Origin of the sequence: Streptomyces sp. SID13726 (assembly GCF_010548375.1) — a bacterium.
Taxonomy (GTDB): domain Bacteria; phylum Actinomycetota; class Actinomycetes; order Streptomycetales; family Streptomycetaceae; genus Streptomyces.
Genome location: NZ_JAAGLY010000002.1, coordinates 187,560 through 201,688 on the forward strand (window position 1 = coordinate 187,560; position 14,129 = coordinate 201,688).

The following is a 14,129-nucleotide window of genomic DNA, read 5'->3' on the forward strand; positions in this document are numbered from 1 at the left end:
GATGCTCCGTCAGATTCAGGTCGCCGGATAGGGTTTCCCGATGACCGATGAGGTGACCACCGGAACGACCCGACGTCAACTGGTCCGAAGAACCCTCGCGCTGGGCGGCGCGCTCGCCGTCGCCCCCTTCCCCGCAGGACCCGCCGAAGCGACGGCCGCCCGCAGCCATCCGACCCTGCGCCACGGCACCCCCGAGCGCGCCGGGCTCCTCCCCGCCCACCTGCGCCGACTGGTCTCCGACGCCGAGGCGTTCCTCGGCCCCTCCCCCACCCACCCCTGGTACGCGGGCGCGGTCCTGCTCGCCGGGCGCGGCGGCACGGTGGCACTGCACCGGCCGATCGGCACGGCGGTGCGCTACCGGTCGTACGACGAGAAGACCGACACCGGCGTCGAGTTCCCGGCCGCCGAGCAGATCCCGACGACCGAGGACACCGTCTTCGACCTCGCCTCGGTGTCGAAGCTGTTCACCTCGCTGCTCGCGGTGCAGCAGATCGAGCGGGGCGCGCTGGAGCTGGAGGGCAGGGTCGCCGCGTATGTCCCGGAGTTCGGCGCGGCGGGCAAGCAGGACGTCACGATCCGTCAACTCCTCACCCACACCTCGGGGTTCAGGGCGTGGATCCCGTTGTACGGCGCCCCGACGTACGAGGAGAAGCTCCAGCTCATCTGGGACCAGGCGCCTCTCGACCCGCCGGGCTCGACCTACCTCTACTCCGACCTCAACCTCATCTCGCTCCAGGTGGTGCTGGAGCGGATCACCGGGCGCGCGCTGGACACACTGCTCCGCGACGAGATCACCGGCCCGCTGGGACTGAGCAGCACCCGCTACAACCCGCCCGCCTCCTGGAAGCCTCGGATCGCCGCCACGGAGGACGCCCGCAAGCCCTGGTCCGGCCTGGACCGGGGGCTGGTGTGGGGCGAGGTGCACGACGAGAACGCGTTCAGCCTGGGCGGGGTCGCCGGGCACGCGGGCGTGTTCTCCGACGCCTGGGACCTGGCGGTGCTGGGCCGCACCCTCCTCAACGGCGGTTCGTACGGCAGGGCGCGCGTCCTGCGCCCGGAGTCGGTGGAGTTGATGTTCACCGACTTCAACACCGCGTTCCCCGGCGACGAGCACGGTCTCGGCTTCGAGCTCTACCAGCACTGGTACATGGGCGCGATGGCCACCCCGCGCACGGCGGGCCACACCGGCTTCACCGGCACCTCGCTGGTCCTCGACCCGACGACCGACTCGTTCCTGATCGTCCTCGGCAACTCGGTCCATCCGGTGCGGACTTGGCGCTCCGGCTCGGCTCCCCGGGTGGCCGCGGGCGACAACATGGCCCGCGCTGTCGCGGTCCGTCCGGCTCACGGCCGTACGGCATGGTTCTCGGGGATGGCGAACAGCACGGCCGCCACCCTCACGCTGCCCGCGCTGGACACCTCGTCCGGTGCCGCGCGGCTGCGGTGCGCGCTGTGGTGGGACGTCGAGCCCTCGGACGTCCTCGCGCTGGAGGCCACGACGGACGGCGGGGCGAGCTGGCGGGCGGTGCCCTTCACCACGAAGCGCGACAGCCCGCAGGACCACCCGTCGGGTACGGTCACCGGCTGGTCGGGGCGGGTCTGGTACCGGCTGGCGGCGGAGCTCCCGGCCCATCGCCGACTCGCCCTGCGCTGGCGGTACTCCACCGACCGGCTGTACGTCGGGCGGGGCGCGTACGTCGACGGGCTGCGCGTCCACTGCGACGACCGCGTCCTCTTCGACGAGTCGCGTCCCGCGGACTCGGCGCGGATCGAGGCGGTCGGCTGGACGGCGTCCGGGGACTGACGGTTCAGCCGGGCGTGGTCGTGTAGATCACGACCCGCTGGTCGCGGTCGGCGATGTCCAGGACGTCGCAGTCGACGGTGACCGGCCCGACGAGGGGATGGTCGAAGGTCTTGTCGCGGCGATCGCGCCACCGCGGGCACTGGCGCGATCGTCGACAACTCCAGAGTCGGCCGCCGCCACGTACGGCCCCGAAGGCCTCCGCGTCAACGCCGTCGCCCCGGCGGCGGCATGGCTCCTGAGCGACCGGGCGCCGTACGTCACGGGGGGTGCTTCGGGTGGACGGCGGCAGCCAGGCGGGGCGGCGGGAGTTCTCCCGCCGCCCCCACAGGACCGTCAGCCGCCGATCTCCTCCAGCACCGCCATCGCCGCATTGTGCCCCGGCACCCCGCTCACCCCACCCCCGCGCACCGCGCCCGCCCCGCACAGCAGGACGTTCGCGTGGTGGGTCTCCACTCCCCAGCGGCCGGTGGACTCGTCGGCGTGGGGCCAGGACAGGTCGCGGTGGAAGATGTTGCCGCCCGGCAGGCGGAGGTCGCGTTCCAGGTCGAGCGGGGTCTTCGCCTCGATGCAGGGGCGGCCCGCCGCGTCGGTGGCCAGGCAGTCGGCGAGGGGTTCGGCGAGGTGGGCGTCGAGCTGGGCGAGGGTCGACTTGAGGAGTTCCTCGCGGGCGACGTCGTTGTCGTGGTCGAAGAGCCTGGCCGGGGTGTGCAGGCCGAACAGGGTGAGGGTCTGGTAGCCCTGCTCGACCAGGTCCGGGCCGAGGATCGTCGGGTCGGTGAGCGAGTGGCAGTAGATCTCGGAGGGCGGTGCGGTGGGGAACCGGCCCGCCGCGGCCTGGGCGTGGGCGACGGCCAGCTGCTCGTAGCCCTCGGCGATGTGGAAGGTGCCCGAGAACGCCTCGCGCGGGTCGACCTCGCTGTCCCGCAGCCTCGGCAGGCGTTTGAGCAGCATGTTCACCTTGAGCTGGGCGCCCTCGGCGGGAGCGGGCGGCTGGTCGCCGGTGAGTTCCGCGAGGGCCTGCGGTGAGGCGTTGACCAGGACGTGCCGGGCGCCGACCACGCCCTCGCCGTCGGCCGTGCGGTACCTGACCTCCGCCGCTTGCCCATCGGTGGCGATCCCCACGGCCTCGTGCCCGGTGGCGAGCACCGCGCCCGCGTCGCGTGCCGCCGTGGCCAGGGCGTCGGTGAGGGCGCCCATGCCTCCCACCGGCACGTCCCAGGCGCCCGTGCCACCGCCGATCACGTGGTACAGGAAGCAGAGGTTCTGCCGCAGGGACGGGTCGTGGGCGTCGGCGAACGTCCCGATGAGCGCGTCGGTCAGCACGACACCTCGCACCAGGTCGTCGGCGAAGCGCTCCTCAACGGCGACGCCGATCGGCTCCTCGAACAGGACCCGCCACGCCTCCTCGTCGTCCACCCGCAGGCGCAGTTCGTCCCGGGTGGGCAGGGGTTCGGTGAGCGTGGGGAAGACCTTCGTGGCGACGCGGCCCGTCATGTCGTAGAACCGCTGCCAGGCCTCGTACTCCCGGCCGCCGCCGGTGAGCCGGGCGAAGGCCTCGCGGGTGCGCCGCTCGCCGCCGCCGACGAGCAGTCCGGTCGGCCTGCCGTCGCGTTCCACGGGGGTGTACGACGACACGTTCCGGGTGCGGACGCGGAAGTCCAGGCCGAGGTCCCGCACGATCTTCCTGGGCAGCAGGCTGACGAGGTACGAGTAGCGCGACAGCCGGGCGTCCACCCCCTCGAAGGGCCGGGCGGAGACGGCGGCGCCGCCCGTGCGGTCGAGCCGCTCCAGCACCAGCACGGACCGTCCGGCCCGGGCCAGGTAGGCGGCGGCGACGAGGCCGTTGTGGCCGCCGCCGATGATCACGGCGTCGTAGGTCCGGTGTCCCTCGTGTGCAGGCATGGTTCTTCGTAACACGCGGTGATCCGGCTCGGCCAGAGGAGGCGGCACCCGGCTCACTGTGCGCCGGAGGCACCCTGCCGGCGCAGGGCGGCGACCCGGCGGTACAGCTCCACCGCCTCCGCGCCCCGGCCCAGCTGCTCCAGGCAGTGCGCCTCGTCGTTACGGCTGGCGAGGGTGTCGGGGTGGTCGGCGCCGAGGACGTGTTCGCGGGCGGCGGCCACCTTGCGGTACTCGGTGAGGGCGTCCGCCCAGCGGCCCAGCCAGCCGAGTCCCACGGCGACCTCGCGGCGGCTGACCAGGGTGTCGGGGTGCTCGGCGCCGAGGACGCGCTCGCGGATCGCGCACACGTCTCGGGACTCGGCGAGGGCCTCCTCCCAGCGCCCGAGGCGGCCGAGGTTGACGCCGAGGCCGTGGCGGGCGCGCAGGGTCTCGGGGTGGGCGGGGCCATGGACGCGGGTGCGGTCCTCGATCAGGTCGCGGTAGAGCTGGAGGGCGTCCGTGCTGCGGCCGAGCCGGCCGAGGCTGATGCCGACCTCGTAGCGGGCGGCGAGGGTGTCGGCATGGTCCGGGCCGAGGGCCTGGGCACGGGCCTCGGCGACCTCGTGGTAGGTCTGGAGTGCTTCACCCCAGCGCCCCAACTGGCCGAGCGCGTAGGCGACTTCGTACCGGGTGACCAGGGTGTCGGGGTGTTGCGGGCCGAGTACCCGGGCACGGGCGGCGGCCACCTCGCAGGCCATGCGGTACGAGTCCTCCAGGCGGCCGAGCCTGCTGAGGTTGAAGGCGAGGTTGTGGCGGCAGCGCAGGGTGTCGGGGTGCTCGGGGCCCATCCGGCGCTCCCGGGCGGCGAGCACCGAGTTGTAGACCTGGTGGGCGTCGAAGTGGCGGCCCAACTGCCCCAGGACGTACGCCATCTCCTGGCGGGCGGCGAGGGTGTCGGGGTGGTCGGCGCCCAGGGCACGGGTCCGGGTCGCGGCCACGTGCTTGTACTCGCGCAGGGCGTCGGCGGCGCGGCCGGTGCGGCTGAGGGTGAAGGCGACCTCGTAGCGGCTGGCGAGGGTGTCGGGGTGGTCCGGGCCGAGCAGGTGTTCCCGCTCGGCGGCGACCGCGCGGTGCACCTCTCCGGCCTCGGCCCAGCGGCCCAGCCTGCCCAGACTGAGGCCCGCGTTGTGCCGTCCGGCGAGGGCGGCGACGGCCTGCGGGGAGGGCGTGGGCGGCTCTTCGGGGACCGGCTCCTCGGCGCGCCCGGAGACGGAGCGGGCGATCCACTCGCCGGTCAGCCCGGCACCGGCGTCCGGCGGAGTGGTGGTGAGTCCGGCGCCGGTGGCCTTGTGCCCGGTGGTCATGCCGTTGGTCCAGGACGGCAGCCGGGTCTCCCGGGAACGGGGCGGCTCGGGTCGGGCGAAGTCGGGCTGCGGGGTCACCACGGTGGGCACGTACGCCGGTGTCGTACGGCCCAGCGTGATCCGGCGCCCCAACTCGCGGGCGTCGTGCGGACGTTGTTCGGGCTGTTTGGCCAGCAGGTCCAGGATGACCTTGTCGAGGTACTCGGGGAGTTCGGCGCGGTGGCTGCGCGGTGGGCGGGGCGGGGTGTCGCGGTGGCCGACGAGGATCGCCCAGGCGTCCTCCAGGTCGAACGGCGGTGCCCCGGTGGCGATCTCGTACAGCACGCAGCCCAGGGAGTACAGGTCGCTGCGCTGGTCGACCTCGGAACCCCCTATCTGCTCGGGGGACATGTAGTGCGGGGTGCCCATCGCGATGCCGGTGCCGGTCAGACGGGAGGTGAAGTCGACGTCGTGGCCGAGGCGGGCGATGCCGAAGTCGCAGATCTTCACGGTGCCGTCGGTGAGCCGGACGATGTTCGCGGGCTTGAGGTCGCGGTGCACGATGCCCTGGCGGTGGGTGTAGGCGAGGGCGGCGGCGACCTGGTCGGCGATCTCGACGACGTCGGCGACGGGCAGCGGGTGCTGTTTGTTGTCCTCAAGGAGCTGGCTGAGGTTGCGGCCGTCCAGGAGCTCCATCACCAGGTAGAGCACGCCGTCGGACTCGCCGAAGTCATGGACGACGGTCACACCCCGGTGGCTGAGCGCGGCGGCCACACGTGCCTCACGCCGGAACCGCTCCCTGAGCACCCGGGTGAACGTCTGGTCCTGTTGTCCGCCCAGCGGCTTGAGGCACTTCACGGCGACATGGCGGCCCAGCGACTCGTCGCGGGCCCGCCACACCTCGCCCATGCCGCCGCGCCCGATCAGATCGAGCAGCCGGTACCGCCCCTGGATGAGCCTGCTGTCCCCCATCTCCTGCGACCGCCCCCGTAGCACCCGTAGAACCCGCCCCGCCCCTGGCTCGTCCAGTATGGCGACCTATCGTCCGAGTTTGTACGGGGCGGGCCGGGAGCCGGGGCCGAGCCGGGCCATGGCCCGCAGGATGTGTTTGGGCGGCAGTTGCCAGCGCACACGTGCGGGAACGCAGCGCAGCAGGGTGCCGGTGGCGCGCAACTGGCGGGTGACGGTGGTGGGTTCGGGGGCTTTCCTGCCGTACAACTCGTGGGCGTACGGCGGCAGGGCGGCGTACGCCAGCCGTGCCACGCGCCGCCACAGAACCTCGCGCGCCGGGACGAGGAGGGGGTGCGTCGGCGGGCGGAGGAGGAAGTCGTCCACTGCGCGGGCCTCGGGCGTAGCCGCGAGTTCGGGCCGCACCTTCTCGAAGTAGGCGGCCATCTCGGCCTGGTCCGCCGGTACCGCGTCGGGGTCCAGGCCCACCAGGCGGGCGCTGACCCGGTGTTCGGAAATGTAGCGGTCGGCGAGTTCGTCGGTGAGGCGGAAGCCGGAGCGGCGGGCGACCTGGAGGTAGGAGTCGATCTCGGCGCAGTGCACCCACAGCAGGAGTTCGGGTTCGTCGACGCCGTAGCGCTCGCCGGTGTCGGGGTCGGTCGCGCCGAGCATGGTGTGGATCTTCCGGACCCGGGCACCGGCCTTCTCGGCGGCCTCCGTGGTGCCGTAGGTCGTGGTGCCGACGAAGTTGGCGGTGCGCATCAGCCGGCCCCAGGCGTCCCGGCGGAAGTCGGAGTTCTGCATGACCCCGCGCACGGCACGGGGGTGCAGGGCCTGGAGGTAGAGCGCACGGACTCCGGCGACCCACATCATCGGGTCGCCGTGCATCTGCCAGGTCACCGACTTCGGTGTGAACAGCCCGGGATCACCCATGCCCGCAGGTTAACGCCGTACGCGCGGCATACCCAGACCGATCCACGAGATGATCTCCCGCTGGATCTCGTTGTTGCCGCCGCCGAAGGTGAAGATCACGGCCGAGCGGTAGCCGCGCTCCAGTTCGCCGTGCAGGACGTCCCCGACCGAACCTTCCTTCAGCGCGCCCGCCGCGGCGACGATCTCCATGAGCCACGCGTAGGCGTCCCGGCGGGCCTCGGAGCCGTAGACCTTGACCGCGGAGGCGTCCTGCGGGGTGAGGGTGCCGTCCTGGACGGCGTTCACCATCCGCCAGTTGAGGAGCTTCAGCGCGTCGAGTTTCGTGTGGGTCTGGGCGAGGCGGCGGCGCACCCACGGCAGGTCGATCACACGGCGGCCGTCGGCGAGCTTGGTCTCCATGGCCCAGCGCTGGACGTTCTGGAGGGCGCGGATGGCCATGGTGCCGTGGGCGGCGAGGGTGACGCGCTCGTGGTTGAGCTGGTTGGTGATCAGCCGCCAGCCCTGGTTCTCCTCGCCGACCCGGTGCGCGACGGGGACGCGGACGTTCTCGTAGTAGCTGGCCGTGGTGTCGTGCGAGGCGAGGGTGTTGATGACCGTGCACGAGTAGCCGGGGTCGGTGGTCGGCATCAGGAGCATGGTGATGCCCTTGTGCGGCGGGGCGTCCGGGTCGGTGCGCACGGCGAGCCAGACCCAGTCGGCGGTGTCGCCGTTGGTGGTCCAGATCTTGTGGCCGTTGACGACGTACTCGTCGCCGTCCCGGACCGCGCGGGTCTTGAGGGACGCGAGGTCGGTGCCCGCGTCGGGCTCGCTGTAGCCGATCGCGAAGTCGATCTCGCCGGAGAGGATCTTCGGCAGGAAGTATGACTTCTGCTCCTCGGTGCCGTACCGCATGATCGTCGGCCCGACGGTGTTCAGGGCCATGAGCGGCAGCGGTACGCCGGCCTGGGCGGCCTCGTCGAAGAAGATGAACTGTTCCATCGCGGTCAGGCCGCGTCCGCCGTACTCCTTGGGCCAGCCGACGCCGAGCCAGCCGTCGGTGCCGAGTTGCCGGATGGTGGTGCGGTAGAAGCGCTTCTGGGCGTCCCGGTCGGTGAAGCGGGCGTGCGCGTTGTCCGGTACCAGGTCGGCGAAGTAGGCGCGCAGTTCGGTGCGCAGCCGCTGCTGCTCGGGCGTGTGGTCGAGATGCACGGCGCCTCCAGGCTCCCAGGCCGGTCCTGACGGCGCACACGGTAGAACGTGTTCCAGAAATAGGGAACGGTCAGGCGTCTTTCAGAGCGGGTCTCGTAGGACGAGGGTCGCCGTGAAGTCTCAGGCGAGGGGGCGCCGTCAGGTCTCAGACGAGGGTCGCCATGAAGTCCGTGCACGCCTGCGCGCACTCCCGGCACACCTTGGCCGCGTCCTCACCGGCGTGGCGGTCGAAGACCTGGGCGGACTCCAGGCAGACCGAGCGGCACCACTCCAGCTGGACGCGGATGCCGGCCTCGTCGAGGTGGTTCTCCTCGGACAGCACACGGCAGGTCGCGTCGCACACCTCGGCGCACATGATGCCCTTGCGGCGCAGCAGCTCCTGCTCCTCGGTGCCGTCCGGGTCGACCAGGCTCGCACGCAGCGCACAGGCCCGTGCGCACTCGGTGCACGCCTGGGCGCACGCGAAGCGGTCCTCCAGGAACCGGAAGAGCTCCTGCTGGGAAGTCGTCGAAGTCACCCCGGGCGGGTAGCCGCGCCCGGGGCCGCCAAACCCGGGGTTTCCGGCCGGTCGGGCGAGCCGGTTCGCCCGAGGTGCCAGGGGTACTCGCGTGGCATGAACCAAGCCGTGCAGACCGAATGGATGGACATCGCCGCGGGCCGGGGTGCCCTCGCGGCCGGGGTGATCGTCGCGGGAGTGGTGGTCGTGGCGGTCCTGATCGGCGCCTTCTGGCTGGGCGTCCGCGTCAAGCGGCGCGAGTCGCCCCCGCCGACCCCGGAGGAGCAGCCGAGGCTGCCGGAGGACGGGCCGGTCCGTGAGATCAGGGAGATGCGGGAGCCCGACGAGGTGCCGAGGAGCGACACCCGGCTGACCCCGCACGAGCTGCCCAACCACGGGAACAGTCCGACCCGCACCGGTGCGTCGCAGGATCGCCCCCGCTGGAACGAGGGCGGCAGCGGTTCGTTCGGCAGCGGTGGTCCGGGGCGCGGCTGACGCCAGCGGCCCTTCACGGAGCGGCGGCCGTCCGGTCACTCACCGAGCCGGGCGGCCGTCTCCAGCAGCAGCGCGTGGACGAAGGCCTGCGGGAGGTTGCCGCGCAGCCGGCGCTGGGCGATGTCGAACTCCTCGGCGTACAGGCCGGACGCCCCGCAGGCTCCCCGGTTGCGTTCGAACCAGCGGTATGCCTCCACGGCCCGGCCTTGCTGGTGCTCGGCGAGCGCCATGACGAACCCGCACAGCAGGAACGCCCCCTCGGCCTCCGCCAGGGGGCGTTCGTCGTGCCGGAAGCGGTACAGGAAGTGGTCGTCGGCCAGTTCCCGGCGGCACTCGGCGAGGGTGGCCAGGTGCGGGGAGATCAGCGGAGGGCGGGTGCCGGAGCCGACGGGAGCGGCGGAGCCAGAGATCAGCGAAGGCGAGTGCCGAAGCCGACGGGAGCGGCCGATGGGTCCACGTCCCACCGGCCGCCCCGATAACCCGGCTGCTCAGCCCTCCCCGCCCACCCCCGAAACCGAAGCCGTGGTCACCCCGCCGGAGGCACCCCCGTCCACCGCCCCCGACGCGGCGATCTGCGAATGCCCGCCGCCCGCGCCCCGGGGCCGGCGCAGCAGCACCATGGCCACCACCGCGGCCAGCAGGGTCAGGGACCCCGCCACGGTCAGGCACAGCCGCAGACCGTCCAGGAACGACTCGCCGAGCGCGCCCATGGCACGCCCCGTGTCCGCCCCCAGGTCGAGCCCGGCGACCGCGCCCAGTCCGCCCTGGTCCGCCGTCGAGACGATCCGCTCCCCCGTCGCACCGGTGATTCCGGCGTCGGCCAGGTGGCCGGGGAAGGTGTCCAGCGCCCGGGTGGTCAGCAGTGCCCCCAGGACGGCGGGACCGAGCGCGCCGCCGACCTGGCGGAAGGCGTTGTTGCCCGCGGCCGCCATACCGGCGAGGTGATACGGCACGGAGGCCACGGCGGTCGCGGTCATCGGCGTCATGACCGCGCCGAGGCCGAGCCCCAGCGGGGCGAGCCGCAGGGCCAGGGACCCGAAGGAGGTGTCGGCGTCGACGCCGATCAGCGAGAACAGCGCTGCGGACACGAGGACCAGACCGCCTGTGATCAGGACGCGCGCGGAGACCCGGTGCATGAGGCGTCCGACGGGCCCGCCGACCAGGATGGCGCACACGGTCACCACCAGCAGCCGCCAGCCGGCCTCCATCGTGTCGAGCCGCTGCACCATCCCGAAGTAGAGGCTGAGCAGGAAGAAGAAGCCGATCAGCGCGAGGAAGGTGATCATCGCGACCAGCGTGGTGGCGGTGAAGGCCGGGCTGCGGAACAGCGCGAGGTCGAGCATGGGGCTGTCGCTGCGCCGCTCGGCGAGCACGAAGGCGACTCCGCCGACGACGGCCACGGCGAGGGCGGCCAGCACCTTCGGGGCGGTGAACGAGTCGGCTCCGCCCTCGATGACGCCGTAGACGAGGGCGGTGATCGCCACCGAGGCGGTGATCTGGCCGGGCCAGTCCAGCCGCCGTTCGAACGGCGCCCGCGAGTCGGTCAGCAGCCGTGCGGCGACGGCGGCGGCGAGCAGCGAGACGGGGATCGCGGGCAGGTAGATCCAGCGCCAGGCGAAGTGGTCGAGGATCACGCCCGCGACCAGTGGTCCGACGGCGAGCGCCAGCATCAGCGAGGTGGCCCACAGGCCGATGAACTTGCCGCGCTCGCGGTGGTCGGGCACCACATGGCTGATCAGCGCGAGGGTGGTGGGCAGCAGCGTGGCCGCACCGAGTCCGGCGAGCGCCTGCCCGATCCACAGCACCTGCACCGACTGCGCGGACAGCGCGACGGCGGCACCGGCGGCGGAGAGGAGGAGCCCCGCCTGGAACACCTTCTTGCGTCCGTGGACGTCGCCGACGACGCCGGCGGTCAGGATGAACGCGGCCATGGGCAGGACGAACGCGTCCTGGACCCAGGACAGTTGGGCGGTCGTCGCGTCGAGCGCCGACTGGATGGCGGGCAGGCTGACGGCGACCGTGGTGACCGGCAGATAGGCGACGAAGACGCCGAGGCAGGCCATGACGAGCGTGGCCGCCCGGCGGTCGGCCGGCCCGCTTGCCGGGGTCGTGACATTCACGGGGAACTCTCCTCTACGGCGACGCGCGCCGCGGTCTTGCGGTGTTTCTCGGGCGCCCCAGCATCCGCGACAACGGATCGAATCCCCAATATCACGGCCAGAAGTGAATACAAACCTCCATTCATGCGCCCGAGGCTGGCAGACTTCTCCCATGGCCGACGAGATCGACAGAAGAATCCTCCGCGCGCTGCATTACAGTCCGCGAGCCTCGTTCCGGCTCATCGGCGAGGTCGCCGGGGTGTCGGAGCAGACCGCGGCCCGCCGCTACCAGGCGCTGCGGCGCGAGGGGGTGATGCGGGTGGTGGGCCTGGTCAACCCGGAGGCGCACGGGCTGGCCCGCTGGATCACCCGCATCCGCTGCCGCCCCGACCGGGTCTCCCCGCTCGCGGACGCCCTCACCCGGCGGTCCGACATCGCCTACGTCGGTCTGGCCTCCGGCGGCTCCGAGATCATCTGCATGATCAACTCACCGGTCGAGGCCCCGCACGACGACATCCTGCTGCGCCGGCTGCCCAAGGCGGACTCCGTGCTGGACGTCAGCATCGACCTGCTGATCCACCCCTTCGGCACCGGGGGCCACTCCGAGTGGTCCGGATACGGCGGCCGGCTCACCCCCGGGCAGGTGGCCCGGCTCACCGCGGACCGGCCGTCCGTGGCCGACGGCCCGCACCCACCGCCCACGGCGGAGGACACCCCGCTCCTCGACGCCCTGGCCGAGGACGGCCGTACGACCCACACCCGGCTCGCCGAGGTCACCGGCTGGTCCAAGGCACGGGTGGCCCGCAGGCTGGAGGCGCTGGAGTCCTCGGGCGCCCTCTCCTACGACGTCGACCTGCTGCCCGAGCGGCTGGGCCACCATCTCAACGCCACCCTCTGGCTGCGGGTCGCCCCGGCCCGTCTGCACCGGGTCGGCGAGGAGCTGGCGGGCCACGACGAGGTGGCCTTCGCCGGTGCCATGAGCGGCGACCACAACATCATGGTCATCGTCACCTGCCGGGACGCGGAGGACTTCTACCGCTACCTCACCATCCGCGTGGCGGCCGTCCCCGGTATCGACGCCTACAGCGTCAGCATCCGGGTCCGCCGTCTCAAGCAGGCCGCGTCCCTCATCGCGCACGGCCGGCTGATCCCCGCGTGACCGGCACCAGAGCGCTCAGCAGCCGCCGGTGTCGGACGCCGACGCGGTGGCGAGGTACGTCGAGCCGATCCGGTAGACGCCCGCCTCGCGGACCGTCAGCCGGGTGAACTCGCCCTGCTCGCTCAGGCATCCGCCCTCGACGCGCAGCCACGGCGAGTACGCGATCCGCACAGTCACCGAGCCGGGTCCCGGCATCCGTACGTCGAGTTCGGCGCCCGAGGCACCCGCCACGCGGGCGGGTGCCGACACCAGCGGCACCGCGTTCCGCACCCGGTACACCCGCCAGTGGGCGTCGCTCCACACCGGCTCCAGCCAGTCGGGCGCGCTGCGCACCAGCCGGGCCTCGGCCTCCCCGTACCGGTCGGGTTCGGTGTCCGGCAGCACCACGTATCCGACCGCCCAGCGGTCGAGCCAGGCCCGGTACTCGGCCGCGGAGAACGTGCCGTCGTAGAAGAACCGGCCGCGCTGCATGTCGAGTTGGGTGTTCCAGCCGCGGGCGAGGTTGACGTGCGGGGAGAGCACCGCGGCCTCGCGGTGGTCGTGGGCGGGGACGGCCTCCACGCGGGCGCGGTCGGCGCCGAGCCGGTCGAGGGCCCGTACGACACCTCGGGTGTCTGCGGCCCATGCCGGGACCTCGGAGCTGCCCCGCAGGAAGGAGGTGGGCGTGCCGGAGCCCAGCCAGAAGAGGGAGGCCACGAGGGCGAGGACGAGCGCGCCGCGCCGGGCCCGGGCGCGGCGGTGCGTGGCGAGCAGGGCTGCGAGCAGCGCGGCCGGTGCGAACAGCAGCGCGAGCCGCTCGACGTTGGTGCCGATCGGCGAGGGGATGAGGTACGACAGCACGACCCCGACGGCGTACACGGCCCCGCCCAGCCGCAGCACCCGCCAGTCGCGCGGCGCCAGCAGGGCGACGGCCGTACCGAGCAGACAGGGCCACAGGATGCGCCCGGCCGCCATGGGCTCCTGGCCGTGGAACGGGAAGAGCAGCGTGGTCGCACCGACCACCGCGAACGGCGGGAGGACCAGCGCGGCGGCCCGGCCCCAGTCGCGGAGCAGGAGGTGGGCCGCGCCCGCCGTGACCAGGAACAGCCCGGCGACCGGGCTGGCCGCCGTCGCGAGGAGCGCGTACCCCGCCGCGAGGACGAGGCGCCGCTCCCCCGCCAGCAGCACACAGGCGGCGAGCCCGAAGGCGACGCCGAGCGCGAAGGTCGTACGGCCCGCCGCCACGTCGACCCACAGCCCGAACGCGGCGAGCAGCGCGGTCGGGAGCGGCCGTCGGATGCCGGAGCGCAGCACCAGCACGGAGACCAGCCAGCCGGACGCCAGTCCGGAGACGACGGCGACCGTGCGGACGCCGAAGAAGCCCATGAGGTACGGCGATATCAGGCTGTAGTTGGCGGTGTGGGCGCCGCCGAACCAGAACAGCCCGTAGGCCGAGTCACCGTGCTGGACGGCGAACCGCGCCCAGGTCTCCTGGGCCGCGAGGTCGCCGCCCCCGTTGGCGCGGAAGACCGCCCACGCCAGGTACAGCGGCAGCATGGTCACGGTGGCGAGCAGGGGGACGCAACGGCGCCGGAGGAAGGCCCGCAGCCGCCGTCCCGGTCCCGTGCCGTGCGGTGCGAGTCGGTCCGCATGGGCAGGGGGCAGCGCGAGAGCAGCGGTCATGGGGGCGTCTCCGTTCAGCGGTTCGGCGCCCTCACGTGGTCAAGGGGCGGTGCCGACTGCTGATCGATTCTTGATCGGGCCCCCGCGCACGGCATCGGCCGTTCGGCCAGGAACCGCCGCC

At 72.9% G+C, this 14,129-nt stretch carries 10 protein-coding genes and 2 pseudogenes; 3 read left to right on the forward strand and 9 right to left on the reverse strand.

What is annotated here, in order from left to right; all coding sequences use genetic code 11:
- The first annotated feature begins 40 nt into the window (after positions 1-40).
- Positions 41-1,804, forward strand: a complete 1,764-nt coding sequence (locus G3I78_RS04870) for a serine hydrolase domain-containing protein (RefSeq protein WP_164421532.1) — start codon at positions 41-43, stop codon at positions 1,802-1,804.
- 7 nt (positions 1,805-1,811) lie between these two features.
- Here the strand turns inward: G3I78_RS04870 and G3I78_RS04875 are convergent.
- From G3I78_RS04875 to G3I78_RS04900, 6 genes and pseudogenes are all read right to left on the reverse strand, one after another.
- Positions 1,812-2,228: pseudogene (locus G3I78_RS04875) on the reverse strand (hypothetical protein); the annotation flags it as partial.
- Positions 2,138-3,706 (reverse strand): NAD(P)/FAD-dependent oxidoreductase, encoded by a 1,569-nt coding sequence (locus G3I78_RS04880; RefSeq protein WP_164421534.1) that lies wholly within the window; start codon positions 3,704-3,706, stop codon positions 2,138-2,140. The pseudogene G3I78_RS04875 and the gene G3I78_RS04880, both read right to left, overlap by 91 nt.
- Before the next feature lie 53 nt (positions 3,707-3,759).
- Positions 3,760-6,000 carry a serine/threonine-protein kinase gene (locus G3I78_RS04885; RefSeq protein ID WP_164421535.1) on the reverse strand — a complete coding sequence of 747 codons (2,241 nt, stop codon included), beginning with the start codon at positions 5,998-6,000 and terminating at the stop codon, positions 3,760-3,762.
- A gap of 66 nt (positions 6,001-6,066) precedes the next feature.
- Entirely contained in the window at positions 6,067-6,909 is an 843-nt protein-coding gene (locus G3I78_RS04890) for an oxygenase MpaB family protein (protein WP_203614381.1), read from the reverse strand.
- A 9-nt stretch (positions 6,910-6,918) separates the two neighbouring features.
- Positions 6,919-8,097, reverse strand: a complete 1,179-nt coding sequence (locus G3I78_RS04895; protein WP_164421536.1) for an acyl-CoA dehydrogenase family protein — start codon at positions 8,095-8,097, stop codon at positions 6,919-6,921.
- 145 nt (positions 8,098-8,242) lie between these two features.
- The gene (locus G3I78_RS04900) at positions 8,243-8,614 is read right to left on the reverse strand and encodes a ferredoxin (protein WP_164421537.1); all 372 of its coding nucleotides are present in this window, start codon (positions 8,612-8,614) and stop codon (positions 8,243-8,245) included.
- Between the two features lie 96 nt (positions 8,615-8,710).
- On the opposite strand from G3I78_RS04900, the gene G3I78_RS04905 reads away from it, so the two are divergent.
- Complete coding sequence (locus G3I78_RS04905) at positions 8,711-9,088, forward strand: DUF6479 family protein (protein ID WP_239157629.1); 378 nt, start codon at positions 8,711-8,713, stop codon at positions 9,086-9,088.
- 35 nt (positions 9,089-9,123) lie between these two features.
- Here G3I78_RS04905 and G3I78_RS04910 read toward each other — a convergent pair.
- Positions 9,124-9,426 (reverse strand): annotated as a pseudogene (locus tag G3I78_RS04910) (glycoside hydrolase family 15 protein); the annotation flags it as partial.
- A 150-nt stretch (positions 9,427-9,576) separates the two neighbouring features.
- Positions 9,577-11,208: an MFS transporter gene (locus tag G3I78_RS04915; protein ID WP_343243649.1), complete on the reverse strand. Its 1,632-nt coding sequence runs from the start codon at positions 11,206-11,208 to the stop codon at positions 9,577-9,579.
- 151 nt (positions 11,209-11,359) lie between these two features.
- On the opposite strand from G3I78_RS04915, the gene G3I78_RS04920 reads away from it, so the two are divergent.
- Entirely contained in the window at positions 11,360-12,346 is a 987-nt protein-coding gene (locus G3I78_RS04920; protein ID WP_164421538.1) for an AsnC family transcriptional regulator, read from the forward strand.
- Between the two features lie 15 nt (positions 12,347-12,361).
- On the opposite strand, the gene G3I78_RS04925 is transcribed toward G3I78_RS04920, so the two are convergent.
- Complete coding sequence (locus G3I78_RS04925; RefSeq protein ID WP_239157630.1) at positions 12,362-14,008, reverse strand: hypothetical protein; 1,647 nt, start codon at positions 14,006-14,008, stop codon at positions 12,362-12,364.
- Positions 14,009-14,129 lie beyond the last annotated feature (121 nt).